Raw genomic sequence first — 14633 nt, 5'->3', positions numbered from 1 at the left:
TCTTTGCTATTTATTCATTTTTCTCATCCACATCATATTCACGCTTCTGCGACTTAAACACGCGATGATGCAGGAAGTTGGAACCCTCCAGACAAATCAGTACCAATGCCGTGGCGGCAATGGCAACATCGTACATCTCGACACCTGCCGTCATACCAATGGCAGAGGTGACCCAAAGACCAGCGGCAGTAGTCAGTCCCTTGACCACATTCCGCTGGAAGATGATGGTACCAGCACCAATAAAACCGATACCGCTGACCACCTGTGCTGCCATACGAGCAGGATCACGCTGGATGATAACGCCTGGCTGTCCCTCGAAACCATCAAAGCCGTGCATGGAAAGCACCATAAACAACGCACTGCCCAAGCCAACAAGGAAATGGGTGCGGAAACCAGCCTCCTTGGAACGATACTCTCGTTCCAGTCCGATAGTGCCACCTAAGATAGCACCTACGAAGATTGTCAGAACATATTGCCAAGTCATACGCTTTGAGGTTTGAGATTTGAGGATTTACTTTGAGTATTTCTCTATCAGGCCTTCTGCCTGAGGGTCGCCCAGTTCACCGGCCTTCTGCAGGTTCTTCACGCCCTCTGTCTTCTGGCCCAGCAAGCACTGGGACAAGCCCAGGAACAGATAGCCATCGCTATGATCGGGTGCCAGTTGGATACAGGTCTTTGCCGTCTCAACAGCTTCGCTATAGAGTCCCACGCGAACCTGCAGCGATGCCTTCTCTGCATAGTAGAGGTCCGACTGTGGTGTCATACGGATAGCCTCGTTGATATCATCGAGTGCCTGCTGAAACAGACGTCCCTTCATCTCTGCCTGATATTTCATATAATAGAAATTTGAGGTGAGCTGCGTCTTCATCAGTGCCTCGTAGTCGTTGAGGTCGGTCACAGCCTCGCGATGACGATTCATATCCATCAGCAACTGTGCCCTGTGAAGCAGATAGGGTGCCGTCTCTTTCAGATAAGGACGAGAGAACTGTGCCATGCAACTGTCGAGCAATGCCAACTGAGCAACACTGTCCTTCAACTGTTCCTTGCAAACAGAGGCAGCATAGAAGAGCTCTGGTGAGCGCAGGCTGGAAGTAAACAGTTCCTCATAGATAGCATAGGCATCATCATAGCGCTGCTGGGCATAGCGCACCACAGCCTGCTGCTGGCGATAGGTAGGCAACGGATTGATGCGATAAGCCTCGCCAGCCTCATCATAAGAGCCGTCAAACGACCAGGCATCATAAGCCTGTTCCGGCATATACAACAGTTTCTGAAGCATCAGACGAGAATAGGTATAATGCACCTCATCTGGTTTCTCTGCCACCTTCAGGGCTTTCTTCATATCACGGTCGGCATCCGCAAAACGACTGCCATTCACCAGTTGCTGTGCACGATAGGTATAACCGTCAGGGTGATTGGGGAACTGCAGGATAAAGTCCTCTATCAACTGACAATAAGCCAGCGAGTCGAGTGAAGCGCCACCAATATAGAGAGACAGTTGAGCCTGTCCTACATCCTGAGGCAATGCTTTCCTGATGCCCGTAGCACGCAACACAGGATCGTTGATACTGAGTCCGGTGGTCTTCAGGCTATCTGCGAAAAGGGCACTTACGGCATAGTTCAGCGTATCCTTCAATGAGGCAGGCTGCTGCATCAGGCCCAACACCTCACCTGTTTCGCTGAACAAAGGCGCTCCAACGGAATTCTCGGGCATCTGCAGAGCCACCGTGTAATAAGCATAGTTCTGATTGAAAGTCTCAGCCTTGCGAACAGTACCCTGTGGCACTTTCTTCACCTGATTATAAGGCAGAAGCCATACTGAGGCATCAGCCGGTGCCTGTCCCTGCGCAACAGTCAGAGGCTGCGTCTTACCCGTTGTCACACGAAATTTCGCCACATCATAGGTCTCGTTGGCACCCAGGATGCAAGCCACCTCATACTCCTTGCCCGCTGCATCAATCACAACAGCACGCTGGGCGCCTTTGAAAGGAGCAAAACAACTGATAGCCTCACCATTCTTGCCTACATAGAAGCCATTAGCACTGCCTAAGAGCGTACCATCGGCCGTAAACGTCTTCAACGTAAAGACCGACTTCGTAGCCTTTTTCACCCATGAGGGCTGAGCCATTATCGTCACTGTCAGCATCAGCAGGCTGACAATCATATATAGTCGTTTCATAATTTCAAAAGTTCTTTTGCATTCTGGATAGCCGCCTCCGACACATCGCTGCCACTGAGCATCTGTGCAATCTCCCGTACACGCTCCTCATCATTAAGCATCAGCATGTGCGTCGTAGTGCCCTGAGCGGTCTCGTCCTTGTAGACCTTATAGTGTGTAGAACCCAAGGCTGCAATCTGAGGCAGGTGGGTGATACTGATAACCTGACGGTCACAATGTCCCATCTCAGACATCATGCGTGCCATCTGTTCGGCAATCTTTCCACTCACGCCAGTATCTATCTCATCGAAGATGATGGTAGGCAACTTCACGGCACCACTGATCATCGCCTTCAGCGACAGCATCACACGTGCAATCTCACCACCCGATGCCACCTGAGATACAGGTTGCAGCGGTGTGGATGTGTTGGCACTGAAAAGGAACGACACCTTATCCTGTCCACAACGTCCCAACGGCTCCTGCTCCACAGCAATCTCGAAGCGCACATTAGGCATACCCAGAGGCACCAGTCGCTCGCGCATCTGTTTCTCAATAGCGCCAGCAGCAACACGTCGTTTCTCTGTGAGCAACTCGGCCTTTCTCTGTGCGTCTTTCAACGTTTCACTGACCTGTCGCTCAATCTCTGCCAGAGCCTCATCACTATTCTCTATATTCGAGAGCTTACGGCCAAGTTCCTCCTGAATAGCAAGCAACTGGTCAACACGCTCCACCTTGTATTTCTTTTGCAGCTCGTAGATTCTGTCCAGACGTGTATTCACCATATCCAGTTCCGCAGGATCAAAATCTACATCATCCATCTTTCCACTGACCTCGGCAGCAGCATCTTTCAGTTCAATGTAACAACTGTTCATGCGCTCTACCAACTCAGCCACGTCAGGATAAACATGTTCGATACCCTGCAGGGCAGAAACAGCTTTCTTCAGATTGCTAACCACACCGCCTTCATCACCAGACAACGCCGACTCTGCCTCATAAAGGGCCGTCTTGATGTCCTCTGAATGCGACATCGTCTCGCTGCGCTGCTCCAGTTCTTCCTGTTCGCCATCCGACAGACGGGCATTGGTCAGTTCGTCATACTGAAACTGCATGAAGTCCACCTGCTGGCGACCCTGTTCGATATCCTCACGCAGGCGCTGTTCCTCTTTTTTCAACTCCTGATAGCGCACATACGTCTGCTGATAGTCCGTCAGTTCCTTGGCATCATCAGCAATGATATCCACAACATTCAGTTGGAAGTCCTGCTTGTTGAGCAACAGGTTCTGATGCTGCGAGTGCACATCAACCAACTGCTCGCCCAGCTCCTTCAGCATAGAAAGGGCCACAGGCGTGTCGTTGATAAAAGCACGACTCTTGCCAGCCGACGTCAGTTCACGACGGATGATGGTATCCTCGGCATCAAACTCTATCTCGTTCTCGTCGAAGAAACGTTCCATCCCATAGCGCGACAAGTCGAAGTGGGCCTCGATGACACATTTATCCGTGCCCATCTTCACGCTCTTAGAGTCTGCACGCTGTCCCAGCAACAGGCCGATGGCGCCAAGGATGATACTCTTTCCGGCACCAGTCTCACCCGTTATCACCGAGAAACCGCTGCGAAACTCCATGTCGAGCGTATCAATCAGCGTAAAGTTCTTGATATATAGTTGCTTCAGCATAACTAATTCTTTATTTTTTCCCAGGTAGCGTTCTGTGAGGCATTGATACCAAACAGCACGTCATAGACACTCTCTTTCTCCTTCTGAGTGCCCTTTCCCTTATAGATATTTGCCAGTTCGTCCTTCTTGAAATCCGTCCAGATCTGTGGCAACAGGCTCAAGGGCTTATCCTCATGCGCCTTCTTCAGGTTGGTTTCCAAAGTCGTTGTCACATTCGTACGTCCGCGCTCCACATTCTGCGCCATCTCATCCAGTCCCTGACGATAATAGTCGTATTGCAACTGACGGAAAGGCTTCATCGCCTCGTCCAGGTAATCATTGATGATGGCAAAACGGTTACGGCTATCCTCAAATGATTTCCATCCTGCGAAGTCAAGGTTCTGCGCATTGTTCGTCAGGTTCATGCAGCGCTGCAGCACGTCCGTTCCTCCCATCGGTGAGAAACTGTCCAGGTCCAGGCCAATAATCAGATAGGCATAATAGGCAAAGAGTGCCACCAACTGGTTGTCGATGACCTCCTCGTTGAAATTGAGCTGGTCGTACTGTACAAACTCAAAATCGAAATGCTTATCATTATTATTATATAAGGTGGTGTTGTAGGACGAATTAAACACTGGCCGATTAGCCTGTACCAATGCCGTACAAGTAAAACGGTTACTGCCGGCGTCATACTTTGTCACAGTGATATTAAACGAGCACTGGATGCGCTCGTTCTCCTGGAACTGAAGTGCCGTCCACTGCTGTTCGTTGACAAACTGCTCCAGCGTCTGCTGCAGGTTCTCAAACACCGTCTTGTCCGTTGTCTGCACCTGCTGATGATTGATATTGATTTTGGCTTGCAACTCCTGTGCATGAAGGTCAGAGCCCAACAGGACAAGAGCTATAAAGAACAGGAGTTGTTTCATATCTTACTGACGATTAATGTTTCTTACCAATTCATCTATGATATCTGCAGCCACTTCACGCTTAGGCTTCTTGTCATAGTCTGTCTGTCCGTCACGAGAAATGATGGATATCTGATTCTCATCACTTCTGAAGCAGGTTCCTTCGTTGCGCAAAGAATTCAGGACGATAAAATCCAGATTCTTCTTCTCTAACTTATGTTGGGCATTCTGCTCCTCGTCATTCGTCTCAAGGGCAAACCCCACGAGCACCTGTTTCTCTTTCTTCATCTGCCCCAGAGAGGCGGCGATATCAGGATTAGGCACCAGATGGATATCCATTGTCTGTCCCACGCGCTTGATTTTCTGTTCTGCTACCTCCGCAGGACGGAAGTCGGCCACAGCTGCACAAAGGATAGCTGCATCCGTATCAGGGAAGAGTTCCGTTGCGGCGTCATACATATCCTGACAACTCTCCACGCTGATGATTGAGACTTGAGATTTGAGTTTTGAGATGTTGCAACTGACAGGACCGGCAACGATTGTCACCTCAGCACCTCTGCGCGCGCACTCCTCTGCCAATGCAAAACCCATCTTGCCACTGGAGTAATTACCGATGAAACGAACAGGGTCTATCTTCTCGTAGGTAGGTCCTGCCGTAATCATGATGCGCTTACCCAGTAAGTCCTTCTTCTCAAAAAACAAATCCAGACAGTCAACGATTTTCTCGGGTTCCTCCATACGTCCCTTACCTTCCAGGCCAGAAGCCAGGAAGCCGCTCTGAGGTTCAATGATATGATTACCAAAACCCTTCAGGCGCTCCATGTTCTGCTGTGTCGTGGGATGCGCATACATATCCAGGTCCATTGCCGGTGCGATGAACACAGGTGCTTTCATTGACAGGTAGGTAGTGATAAGCATGTTATCGGCAATACCATTGGCCATCTTACCAAGGGTAGAAGCCGTACAGGGAGCTATCAGCATCGCATCAGCCCAGAGTCCCAGTGCCACATGTGAGTGCCATGTTCCATCGCGCTGTGAGAAGAAATCACTTATCACAGGCTTCTGTGTCAGTGCCGACAGCGTGATAGGTGTGATAAACTCCTTACCTGCAGGCGTGATAACCACCTGCACCTCTGCGCCACGCTTCACCAGTTCACGGATAATCAAGCATGACTTATAGGCTGCTATCGAGCCCGTTATTCCTAATACGATTTTCTTTCCCTTCAGCATATCATTGCGGTAGCCGCTCGAGCTCTGCTCGCTTTTACAAAGCTTTGCGACTAAAAGAAATTATTCACTATTCACTTTTCCCTCTACACTTAGTGCTGCGCCTCGCGCAGGCGGATGCGCGTCAGCACCTGTTTGGTGTTATAGGTAAAATCACCTCCCATAATCCAGGCATAATAGCCAGGATCCAGGCGAAGTACCTCGGCCACGGTCTTACCTTTGTGCTTACCGAAATTAAAATATTCCGTCATCACAGGCTGTCCGTCTTTATCCAGAATGGTATTACCTTTCGCATCCTTAGCCTCACCCCAAACGATACGGCCGGCAAAGTCTACATTATTATTGGTCTTCGAGAACTGTGCCAGACAATCCATATCATTGGCCAATACGCGTCCTTCAGGATCCTCACCCAGTTCACGCTGCTTCTCCTCCGTGTAACGGTCCAGCTCACCCATCAGCACGCGATAGGTAGCCTCTGTATCCTGGTCAGCACGGTGAGCCTCGAAGTCATCCTCCATCTTACGTCCACAGTAGAACTTATAGGCAGAAGCGAGATTACGACGTTCCATCTTCTTAAAAATAGAACAGGCATCAATCAAGCGACATTTTGAAAAGTCAAAATCGATGCCAGCACGAAGGAACTCCTCTGCCAGCAAGGGAATATCAAAATGATTAGAGTTAAAACCGGCAAAGTCACAACCTGTGAACTTTTCTTCCAGTGTCTTTGCCAATTGTTTGAATGTAGGCTTATCCTTGACGTCCTCATTAGAGATACCCGTCAGCTGGGTAATAATAGGCAGGATATAACATTCGGGATTAACCAGATAGTCGCCGCGCTCTTCCTTTCCGTCGGGATAGACCTTAATGTAGGATATCTGAATAATTCGGTCTTTTACCAAATCAAGACCGGTCGTCTCCAAATCGAAGACGACCAGTGGCTTATTTAAGTTCAGTTTCATGAAATATCAAAAATTCAATTCCAAATTTCAAATCTCAAACCTCAAATTTCAAAGCTCAAACCTTAATCATTGATCAGCATAGGCATCATCAGCATGAGCACATCCTGGTTCTCAGGCTGCTCAGAAGGCAGAACCAATCCTGCGCGGCTGGGGTCAGCCAACTGGATATTTACCTGATCGCAATCAAAGTTGTTCAGAATCTCAATGAAAGAAGAGCCCTTGAAGCCTATGCTCATTGGTGTGCCGTTATAGTCGCACATCATCTTCTCCGTTGCAGTCTTTGAGAAGTCATAGTCCTCGGCATCAAGCTGCAGGGTTCCGTTCTCCACATGGAAGCGAATCAGGTTGCTTGAGTCATTTGAGAAAGGCTGCACACGACGCAGAGCTGACAGCAGGCCCAGACGGTCAACAGTCAACTGGTTGGGGTTGCTCTGAGGAATCACAGAGTTATAGTTGGGGAAGCGGCCCTCAATAAGACGGCAAATGATAACGCCTTCTTCGAAGTTAATCTCTGCATTACGCTCATCAAAACGGATCACCACATCACCGCCCTGCTTGCCCAGCACATTTTTCAGCAACGTTGCAGGCTTCTTAGGCAGAATGAATGAAGCAGGCTGCTCACTGTGGATGTTCAGCACCTTATTACGCACCAACTTATGGCCATCACTGGCAACAATAGCCAGGTAATCAGAAGTCAGATCAAAGTAGATACCATTCATCACTGGGCGCAACTCATCCTGAGCTGTAGCAAAGAGAGAACGGTTGATATTCTCAGCCAGCACGCCGGTAGCGATATTGATTGTTGTAGCGCCATCGCCAATCTGCTGAGCCTGGGGGAACTCATCTGCATTCTCTACAGGCAGGGAGAACACACCATTCTGATAGCTGATCTTTGCGATGTTGCTATTCTGATCCACGTCGAAAGTGATGGGCTGTTCAGAAATACCCTTTACAGCCTCCAACAAATCATGATTACCTACACAGAAACGGCCATCACCGTCGTTCTCTGTCAGCTCAAGAGAAGTCTTCATCATCACCTCGCTGTCCGAAGCTGTCAGGTTCAAGCGTCCGCCAACAACCTCAAAAAGGAAGTCACCCAGGATAGGCAATGAGTTCTTACTATTAATTACTCTTGACAAAGCCACCAATCGGCTGCTCAGTGCTGTGCTAGATACAACGAATCTCATATGATTATTCTTTTTTTATTATTACTCGGTTTTGGAGTACAAAAATACAAAAAAAGCCTATTAATCACAAAATATTTGCGAAAAAATTACTTGTTTTCAAACTATTTTAGTAATTTCGCAAGCGATTTTGAAAAAAAACAAATAAAATAACAAATTATTGATATGGATTTAACAGGAAAAGTCATTGCCATCATGGAGGCAAGAAGCGGTGTTTCATCACGCACAGGAAACAATTGGATGACGCAGGAATACGTGATTGAGGTTCCTGGTCAGTACCCCCGCAAGATGCTATTCAATATCTTCGGTGAGGATCGCATTAAGCAGTTCAACATTCAGCCTGGTGAGGAGATTACCGTTCAGTTTGACATTGATGCTCGCGAATATAATGGCCGTTGGTTCAACGACATTCGTGCATATAATATTATTCGTGGTCAGGTAGCAGGTGCAGTACCTGCAGCTACTCCTTTCCCTCCACAGCAGGCTGCAGCTCCTAACGCTGCAACATCACCATTCCCTCCCGCACAGGAGCCCGCTGCCGGTGAAGGTGCTGCCGACGATCTGCCCTTCTAAGCAAGTAGCAAAACACCATAAAAGCATCTGTTCTGAAGCAGATGCTTTTTTAATGTCTCAATTTTAACTATATACAATAAGGTAAGAATGTAGTACACGCCATCAACCAATAGAGGTAAAAACACCACCAGAGGCACAAGAAAAAAAAGAGACCTGTCTATGCGAACTGGCCTCTTTTTTAGCTTTTATTGTAGTGGAACTAACGGATAAACGATGTTCACAATCAGTATATTGGCAGCAAGGATAATGAGGTTCATCAGGAAACCGATGCGCATAAAATCGCTGAAACGGTAGCCACCAGGTCCATAGACCAGCATATGGGTTGGCGAGCCGATAGGTGTAGCGAAACTGGAGCTAACGCTGACCATCAGCGCGATGAGAAAAGGATAGGGTTCATAGCCTAGCTTATCGGCAGCCTCGTACATAATGGGGAAGAACATGGCACCTGCCGCCGTATTGGAGATAAACTCGGTGATGAAAGTGCCCACGAAACAGATGGCAGTCATGACGACAATAGGGTTGGAGCCGCAGACATCAAGGATACCGAAAGCAAGCCGCTCGGCTATGCCTGTCTTCTGGATAGCGACACCCAACACAACGGACCCAGCAAACACCATCAGTATTTCCCAGTTGATAGACTTCATCGCCTGGTCAACACTGCAGCACTTAAACAGGAGCATGGCAATGGCGGCTAGAAAGGCACACTGCAGCAAAGGGATAATATTGAGGGCAGAGAGCACTACCATCAGAATCATGATGGTGGTGGAGATAAGTGTCTTCCTACCGATATTAGGCACCTGGGGAGAATCAAAGAACTGTAACTGCGAGGAGAGACGATCCGTTTGGATGTTGACCTTAGGCGGACAATCGAGTAACAGTGTGTCGCCTGCCTGAAGCACCACATCACGAGGAGACTGATTGATGCGCTTGCCGCGACGAGCTACAGCCACCAGAAGCATATTGTTTTCTTTCTCAAAAGCACTATCGACTATCCGGGTGTTGATGAGGCTGCTGCCGAAGGTGATGTAGGCTGTACGCAACTGACGATGCTTGTCGACTTCATTAAACGTAAATACTGGATGGTCGGCACTGACAAATTTATGCGTGTCACGCAGGTCGAGTATTTCATCAATCTGTCCAGCATATATCAGACGGTCACCTCCCATAATAATCTCATCGGAAGAAGAGGGAGACACCACTTCGTCGAAATGTATAATCTCAATTAGTTTACCGCCTTTCACATTATCAATATTGGCTTCACAAACCGTTTTACCGATATGAGGGTTGTCCGAGGGTACTAACAGTTCCACAGTATAGTCGGTGGTTGACTCGAAGGCAGCCTCAGGTGCCTTGCGGTCTGGCAACAGCTTGCGCATGGCAATGATGGAGAGTACTCCGATAAAGAGACAAAACAAACCGGGAATGGTAGTAGCCAACACATTCATTGCAGTGCCGGTCTTATCGGCATAAAGACCAGAGATAATCAGGTTTGGCGGTGTACCTATCAACGTACACACACCACCCATGCCCGATGCATAGCTCAGTGGAATCAACAGCTTTGACGGAGAGACACCTAGCTTCTTCGACCACATTTTGACAATGCCCACGAAGAGAGCCACAACGGTAGTATTGCTGAGGAACGAACTGAGTGCTGCCACAGGAAGCATCAGCCGGATAACAGCCTTAGAGTAGCTCTTAGGCTGGCCTAACAGGTGCTTTACAATCCACTGTAGCACACCAGTATGAGTAAGTCCGGCCACCACAACAAAGAGCACACCAATGATTACCACTGATGTTGAGGAGAAACCGGAAAAAGCCTCCTTAGCATCGAGCACACCGGTGACAAAGAGAATGGAAATAGCTCCAAGAAATACCAAGTCAGCACGTAACTTGGTAAACAGAAGTACCGTAAACATTGATAGCACCGTGACTATCGTAATCCAAGCGTAGAGGTTAAAACCCCAAAAGACGATTGATTCCATAAGCTATTTTCTATTTTCATTTCTTTCCTATACTTGTTTCGTCAGCTTAAACACTTTGCAACCATCTGCAGCGTGCTCGTGACACGAGCGTACTGTAGATGGTACAAAGATAAAACAAACATTTCTAATTATAGCACTTTTTTGCAAAAAAATGTTATTATCAAGTTCTTAAATTCTAAAAAACAAGCCATTTTGTAGTTTCAAGGAACCTTTCCTGAATATGTTACACGTCCAAATATCATAAAAAGATTTATGTTTTTAAAGTATTGTATTTACATATGTAATAAAAAGAGAACTGCCCATACGGACAGGTCCCTTTACATTATATCAGAATGATATTTACTCCTCAACAACTGCCTGCGCAGCGGCTAATATTTTTACTATCATACTGATTATTAGATACTTACATTTTGACTAATCAACATTTAAGCTGCATTTTTCGTGCATTCTGCACGTTTTTCTTGCAGAATGTGCTTACTTTTTAACATATTTAGACGATTTGACATCTCTTCTTGCCATTTTTTGTTTCAATTAAAAGAAAAACGAATAGACTCTTGCGGTGTAAGTTTAGGTTTAAGTTTAGATGTTCTTATATATAATAAGGTAAAGTAAACCCTAACCATAATGATTGAGTTTACCATTTTCAGTTTAGAGATTCATGTATATATCAATCATCTCTCAAGCCAGTAAAAAATTGCTGCTGCAAAGGTACAAAATCTTATTGAAATAAACGAGAATAGTATGAAGAAAACACGATTTGCGTATTCATTTTAACTTAAGTGCACAACGGGGTCGGTTCCGCTGTGCACTCGGCTGTGTAGAGACGTCACACTGTGGCGTCTCTACTGCTGTTAAGGGCTACTTCACAACTTTCTTTCCGTTCTCAATCAGCACTTTCCTTACAGCCGACTGAGCATTCTCCACTTGCATGCCGCCCAGTGTGTAGGTTCGGGCATGCTGGGGCTGACTGACCCGCATGATGCCTGTCGTGGTGGAAGAGATGTAGTCGTCGACACTCTTGGCAAAGTTGATGTCGAAGATTTCACAGGAGCCATCCTCATTCGAGGAGGTGAGACCGAAGATGGTCATTCCCATGCACACATTGGGACGGTCGCCGGTGAAATTGTCGTAGAGACCGCTGGTTGACATGTTCCATGCCACCAGATCGCGCTCTTCGCCGTTGATGATCACCTTGTCCTGAAACGCAGGCACCACCTGCGAACCACGGTTGGTGCCGTTGAGCCACCACAGATACGATGCCCCCTGGGTGGTCTTCAGTCCTTTGCCGCACACGACGAGATACGTCTGGCTGGCCTCGATGTCGTAGTCGTGCTCCTGGTATTTCAGTGTCAGTGCGATGTTGTTGTCGCCCACGCTCCTGGCCATGATCACGTTGCGCTCCTCATCGTAGGTGATGTTGCTTGCCGGAATGCGCCAGGCATCGCCCGTGGTCCAGTCGCTGGCATGGAACTGATAGGCATTGGCCGAGACGTTGTAGCCGCTCACCAGTCGCAGATAGTACAGACCGGGGTTCAGCGTGCCAGCCGTGGCAGCGAGTCGCACGGTGAAGCGTGTCTTCACCTGTCCGTTCTCATCCTTCAGCAGGGCGTCGGGGATGGGATATTCGGCATTGTAGAAGCCGTTGACCGCCCCCTTCACCTGAGCCGGGATGACGATGTCGGCAATCTTCGTTCCGTCGACCATCAACGCGGCCTTGCGCCCATTGTCGGCTGTCGTGAAGCGGCACATCACAGCCAGTCCGTTGCTCTCCTGTCCGGGGTTGTAGAGCGTGTACTGCACATAGCCGCCCGCCTTGGCATCGCGATAGCTCTCGCCGTTGTAGTTGCCCGTGCTCGAATCCGACGAGTAGTTGTACTCATGTCCGGCCTCGCTCTGCTGTTCGCCGGGTGCCACAAAGTCGATGGTGCGTGCCTGCAGTGCCTCGTTGGCCGCCTCGGTCTGTGCCATGTCGCTGTTGGCAAAGTTCTCAGCCGTCTGCTGATACCAGTAGCACATGTAGCGGTCGTGGTGAATCTGATAGAAGGGCTGCAAGCTGAGCGTGCTCCATGTGTAGGTATCCACCCCCTCGCGACTGGCATCGATGGCGAAGGTGAGCTTCGACAGGTCCTTTGCCTCAATGCGCTTCAGCACATCAGTACGACTGCCGATGAGCAGCGGGGCCGACAGCAGGTTCTTCGACGAGGCCATCGAGCCGGGCGCATGGTCCATGCGGCCCTCGCCGCCGTATTCGTTCTGCAGCTGTTCGCTGCCGTTGGTCGTGTTGGCGCCAAGCAGGATGGGACCATACCTGAAGGCCACATAGTCCGTGTAGTTGGGACATTCCGCGTAGCCCAGCTCCATGGGCAGCTCCACGTTGATCACGTCGCCCACGGCCCAGTTGCGCTGCAGTTTCACATAGCTGGCTTTCCCATAGGTTGTCTCTATGTCCGATTTCTCTCCGTTCACCGTCACCTCATATCCTTTTCCTGCCCATGCCGGGTGACGAAGGGCTATGGTGTACTGTCCGCTCTTGTTGATGGTAATCTTGGTGCGTGGCTCAAAGGGGAAGGCCGTCTCCTGAACAACGATGAAATCGGTGCTTTCCAGGCGCGAAGGAGTGAAGAGATTCACGTAGAGCGTCTTGTTGCCGTCGTGCGTGTAGATGAAATGGCCGTACTTGGAGTGGTTCTCCATGCCCGTACCCACACAGCACCACATGGCCTGATTCACCTGCGAGTAGATGCGGTAGCCCTGCGGACGGAGCGTGGTGAAGTAGACATAGCCGCCCGTGACGGGGTCTTGCGTGGAGAGGATGTGGTTCCACGTGGCATACTCGTAGAAGTCGGCATACTTGGCATCGGCGGTGCGGTCGCTCATCATCTCCGACATCTTCAGCATATTGTTCGTGTTGCACGATTCGGGACCGTCCAGCTGGTCTATGTAGCGGTTGGAGTTGCTGGCCGACAGGAAATGCTCGTTCACTGAGTTGCCGCCTATGCACACGGTGCGGTTCTCAGCCACGTCGGTCCAGAAGTTATCGGCAGCCGTCAGGTAGTTCGTCGCAGCATTGTCCATCTCTCCTATGCGCTCCATGCCTATATACTTAGGCACTTGCGTGTTGGCATGTCTGCCGTCGAGGAAGGTCTTGTTGAGTGTCTGCATGCCGTTGAGCATCGTCTTGTGGGTGAATTTCTTGGCAGCATCCAGATATTTGCTGTCGCCGAACAGCTGATAGGCATCGAGCATCGATTCGTTCATGCCGCCGTGCTCCGTGTTCAGCATGCTCTCCATGTCGGCATCGCTCACCTTGGCCACCACGTTCACGCTCCAGTCGGCCAACTTCTTGAACACATCCTTGGCCGTGGGGTTGTTGCCGTAGATGAACGCATCGCGAAGGCCGGCCAGAATCTTGTGCTCACAGTAGAATGGCACCCATCCGCCATGACTCGCAAGTGGCTCGGTGTTGCCCTGGTAGAGGGCGGTCCAGTCGCTGTTGATGGGCTGTCCGCCGATGAAGCCATACAGTCCCTGCGTGTGCTGGTCGAACTGGTCCTGACAGTCCTTCATCACGCCCACCATATAGTCCATGCGCTCCTTCAGCTGTGCTTTCACGTCGGCATCGTGGCAGGCAGCATAGGCCAGTGCCAGTGCCGACAGGTAGTGACCGCCCACGTGTCCGCTCAGGTCGAAGTTCGCATCGCCCCAGTTGACGAAGTTGGGGTGTTTCGTCAGCCATTGATAATAAGGACTGTTGCTGTCTTTGGTCGAGGCCAGTCCTGCCTGTCGCACGTAGGGCGTCAGCAGTCGGTCTGTGTCATATTTGAGCAGCGTCTTAAAGTTCAGCTCCATAGCCGTTTTCATCGGGCCGTCGAGCAACGTCACCTGTTCCAGGTCGAAATGTTTGGGATAGAGTTCGCTTTGTGCCAGCGAGGCGCTCGATGCGGCCAGGGCCAGTAAGGCAGTTAAAGTCAGTTTGCGCATCTTGACAAT

General features: G+C 49.5%; 9 protein-coding genes and 1 pseudogene. 1 reads left to right on the top strand and 9 read right to left on the bottom strand.

Features of this window, described 5'->3' with window-relative positions; translation table 11 throughout:
* Window positions 1–70: 70 nt before the first annotated feature.
* The 7 genes and pseudogenes from L6468_RS03630 to dnaN form a co-directional block, all read right to left on the bottom strand.
* A pseudogene (locus tag L6468_RS03630) lies at window positions 71–484 on the bottom strand (MgtC/SapB family protein); the annotation flags it as partial.
* A gap of 27 nt (window positions 485–511) precedes the next feature.
* Window positions 512–2179: a serine protease gene (locus L6468_RS03625; RefSeq protein ID WP_237795367.1), complete on the bottom strand. Its 1668-nt coding sequence runs from the start codon at window positions 2177–2179 to the stop codon at window positions 512–514.
* Complete coding sequence (gene recN / locus L6468_RS03620; protein WP_237795360.1) at window positions 2176–3834, bottom strand: DNA repair protein RecN; 1659 nt, start codon at window positions 3832–3834, stop codon at window positions 2176–2178. Before recN ends, L6468_RS03625 begins: the two co-directional genes overlap by 4 nt.
* A gap of 2 nt (window positions 3835–3836) precedes the next feature.
* Window positions 3837–4739 carry a type IX secretion system protein PorD gene (gene porD, locus L6468_RS03615; protein WP_237795358.1) on the bottom strand — a complete coding sequence of 301 codons (903 nt, stop codon included), beginning with the start codon at window positions 4737–4739 and terminating at the stop codon, window positions 3837–3839.
* A 3-nt stretch (window positions 4740–4742) separates the two neighbouring features.
* Entirely contained in the window at window positions 4743–5948 is a 1206-nt protein-coding gene (gene coaBC / locus L6468_RS03610; RefSeq protein WP_091814868.1) for a bifunctional phosphopantothenoylcysteine decarboxylase/phosphopantothenate--cysteine ligase CoaBC, read from the bottom strand.
* An 89-nt stretch (window positions 5949–6037) separates the two neighbouring features.
* On the bottom strand, window positions 6038–6904 hold the full coding sequence (locus tag L6468_RS03605) for a 3'-5' exonuclease (RefSeq protein WP_091814871.1): 867 nt from the start codon (window positions 6902–6904) through the stop codon (window positions 6038–6040).
* A 62-nt stretch (window positions 6905–6966) separates the two neighbouring features.
* On the bottom strand, window positions 6967–8091 hold the full coding sequence (gene dnaN, locus L6468_RS03600; protein WP_091814875.1) for a DNA polymerase III subunit beta: 1125 nt from the start codon (window positions 8089–8091) through the stop codon (window positions 6967–6969).
* 162 nt (window positions 8092–8253) lie between these two features.
* Between dnaN and L6468_RS03595 the strand changes: the two genes are divergently transcribed.
* Window positions 8254–8661 carry a DUF3127 domain-containing protein gene (locus L6468_RS03595; RefSeq protein ID WP_091814877.1) on the top strand — a complete coding sequence of 136 codons (408 nt, stop codon included), beginning with the start codon at window positions 8254–8256 and terminating at the stop codon, window positions 8659–8661.
* Window positions 8662–8846: 185 nt separating this feature from the next.
* Here L6468_RS03595 and L6468_RS03590 read toward each other — a convergent pair whose 3' ends face one another.
* Window positions 8847–10577, bottom strand: coding sequence for an SLC13 family permease (locus L6468_RS03590; protein ID WP_237795356.1), 1731 nt, complete (start codon window positions 10575–10577; stop codon window positions 8847–8849).
* 924 nt (window positions 10578–11501) lie between these two features.
* Window positions 11502–14624, bottom strand: a complete 3123-nt coding sequence (locus L6468_RS03585; RefSeq protein ID WP_237795354.1) for a glycoside hydrolase family 127 protein — start codon at window positions 14622–14624, stop codon at window positions 11502–11504.
* Between the last annotated feature and the right edge of the window lie 9 nt (window positions 14625–14633).

The sequence above is a fragment of the Prevotella communis genome (assembly GCF_022024115.1).
Classification (GTDB): domain Bacteria; phylum Bacteroidota; class Bacteroidia; order Bacteroidales; family Bacteroidaceae; genus Prevotella; species Prevotella communis.
Note: the sequence above shows the minus strand (reverse complement) of the source record. Positions and strands in the feature narration are given on the sequence as shown.

Excerpts from the sequence above, each read along its gene's own strand:
- L6468_RS03625 (WP_237795367.1), bottom strand. The coding sequence starts at position 2,179 with ATGAAACGACTATATATGATTGTCAGCCTGCTGATGCTGACAGTGACG.
- recN (WP_237795360.1), bottom strand. The coding sequence starts at position 3,834 with ATGCTGAAGCAACTATATATCAAGAACTTTACGCTGATTGATACGCTC.
- porD (WP_237795358.1), bottom strand. The coding sequence starts at position 4,739 with ATGAAACAACTCCTGTTCTTTATAGCTCTTGTCCTGTTGGGCTCTGAC.
- coaBC (WP_091814868.1), bottom strand. The coding sequence starts at position 5,948 with ATGCTGAAGGGAAAGAAAATCGTATTAGGAATAACGGGCTCGATAGCA.
- L6468_RS03605 (WP_091814871.1), bottom strand. The coding sequence starts at position 6,904 with ATGAAACTGAACTTAAATAAGCCACTGGTCGTCTTCGATTTGGAGACG.
- dnaN (WP_091814875.1), bottom strand. The coding sequence starts at position 8,091 with ATGAGATTCGTTGTATCTAGCACAGCACTGAGCAGCCGATTGGTGGCT.
- L6468_RS03595 (WP_091814877.1), top strand. The coding sequence starts at position 8,254 with ATGGATTTAACAGGAAAAGTCATTGCCATCATGGAGGCAAGAAGCGGT.
- L6468_RS03590 (WP_237795356.1), bottom strand. The coding sequence starts at position 10,577 with ATGTTTACGGTACTTCTGTTTACCAAGTTACGTGCTGACTTGGTATTT.
- L6468_RS03585 (WP_237795354.1), bottom strand. The coding sequence starts at position 14,624 with ATGCGCAAACTGACTTTAACTGCCTTACTGGCCCTGGCCGCATCGAGC.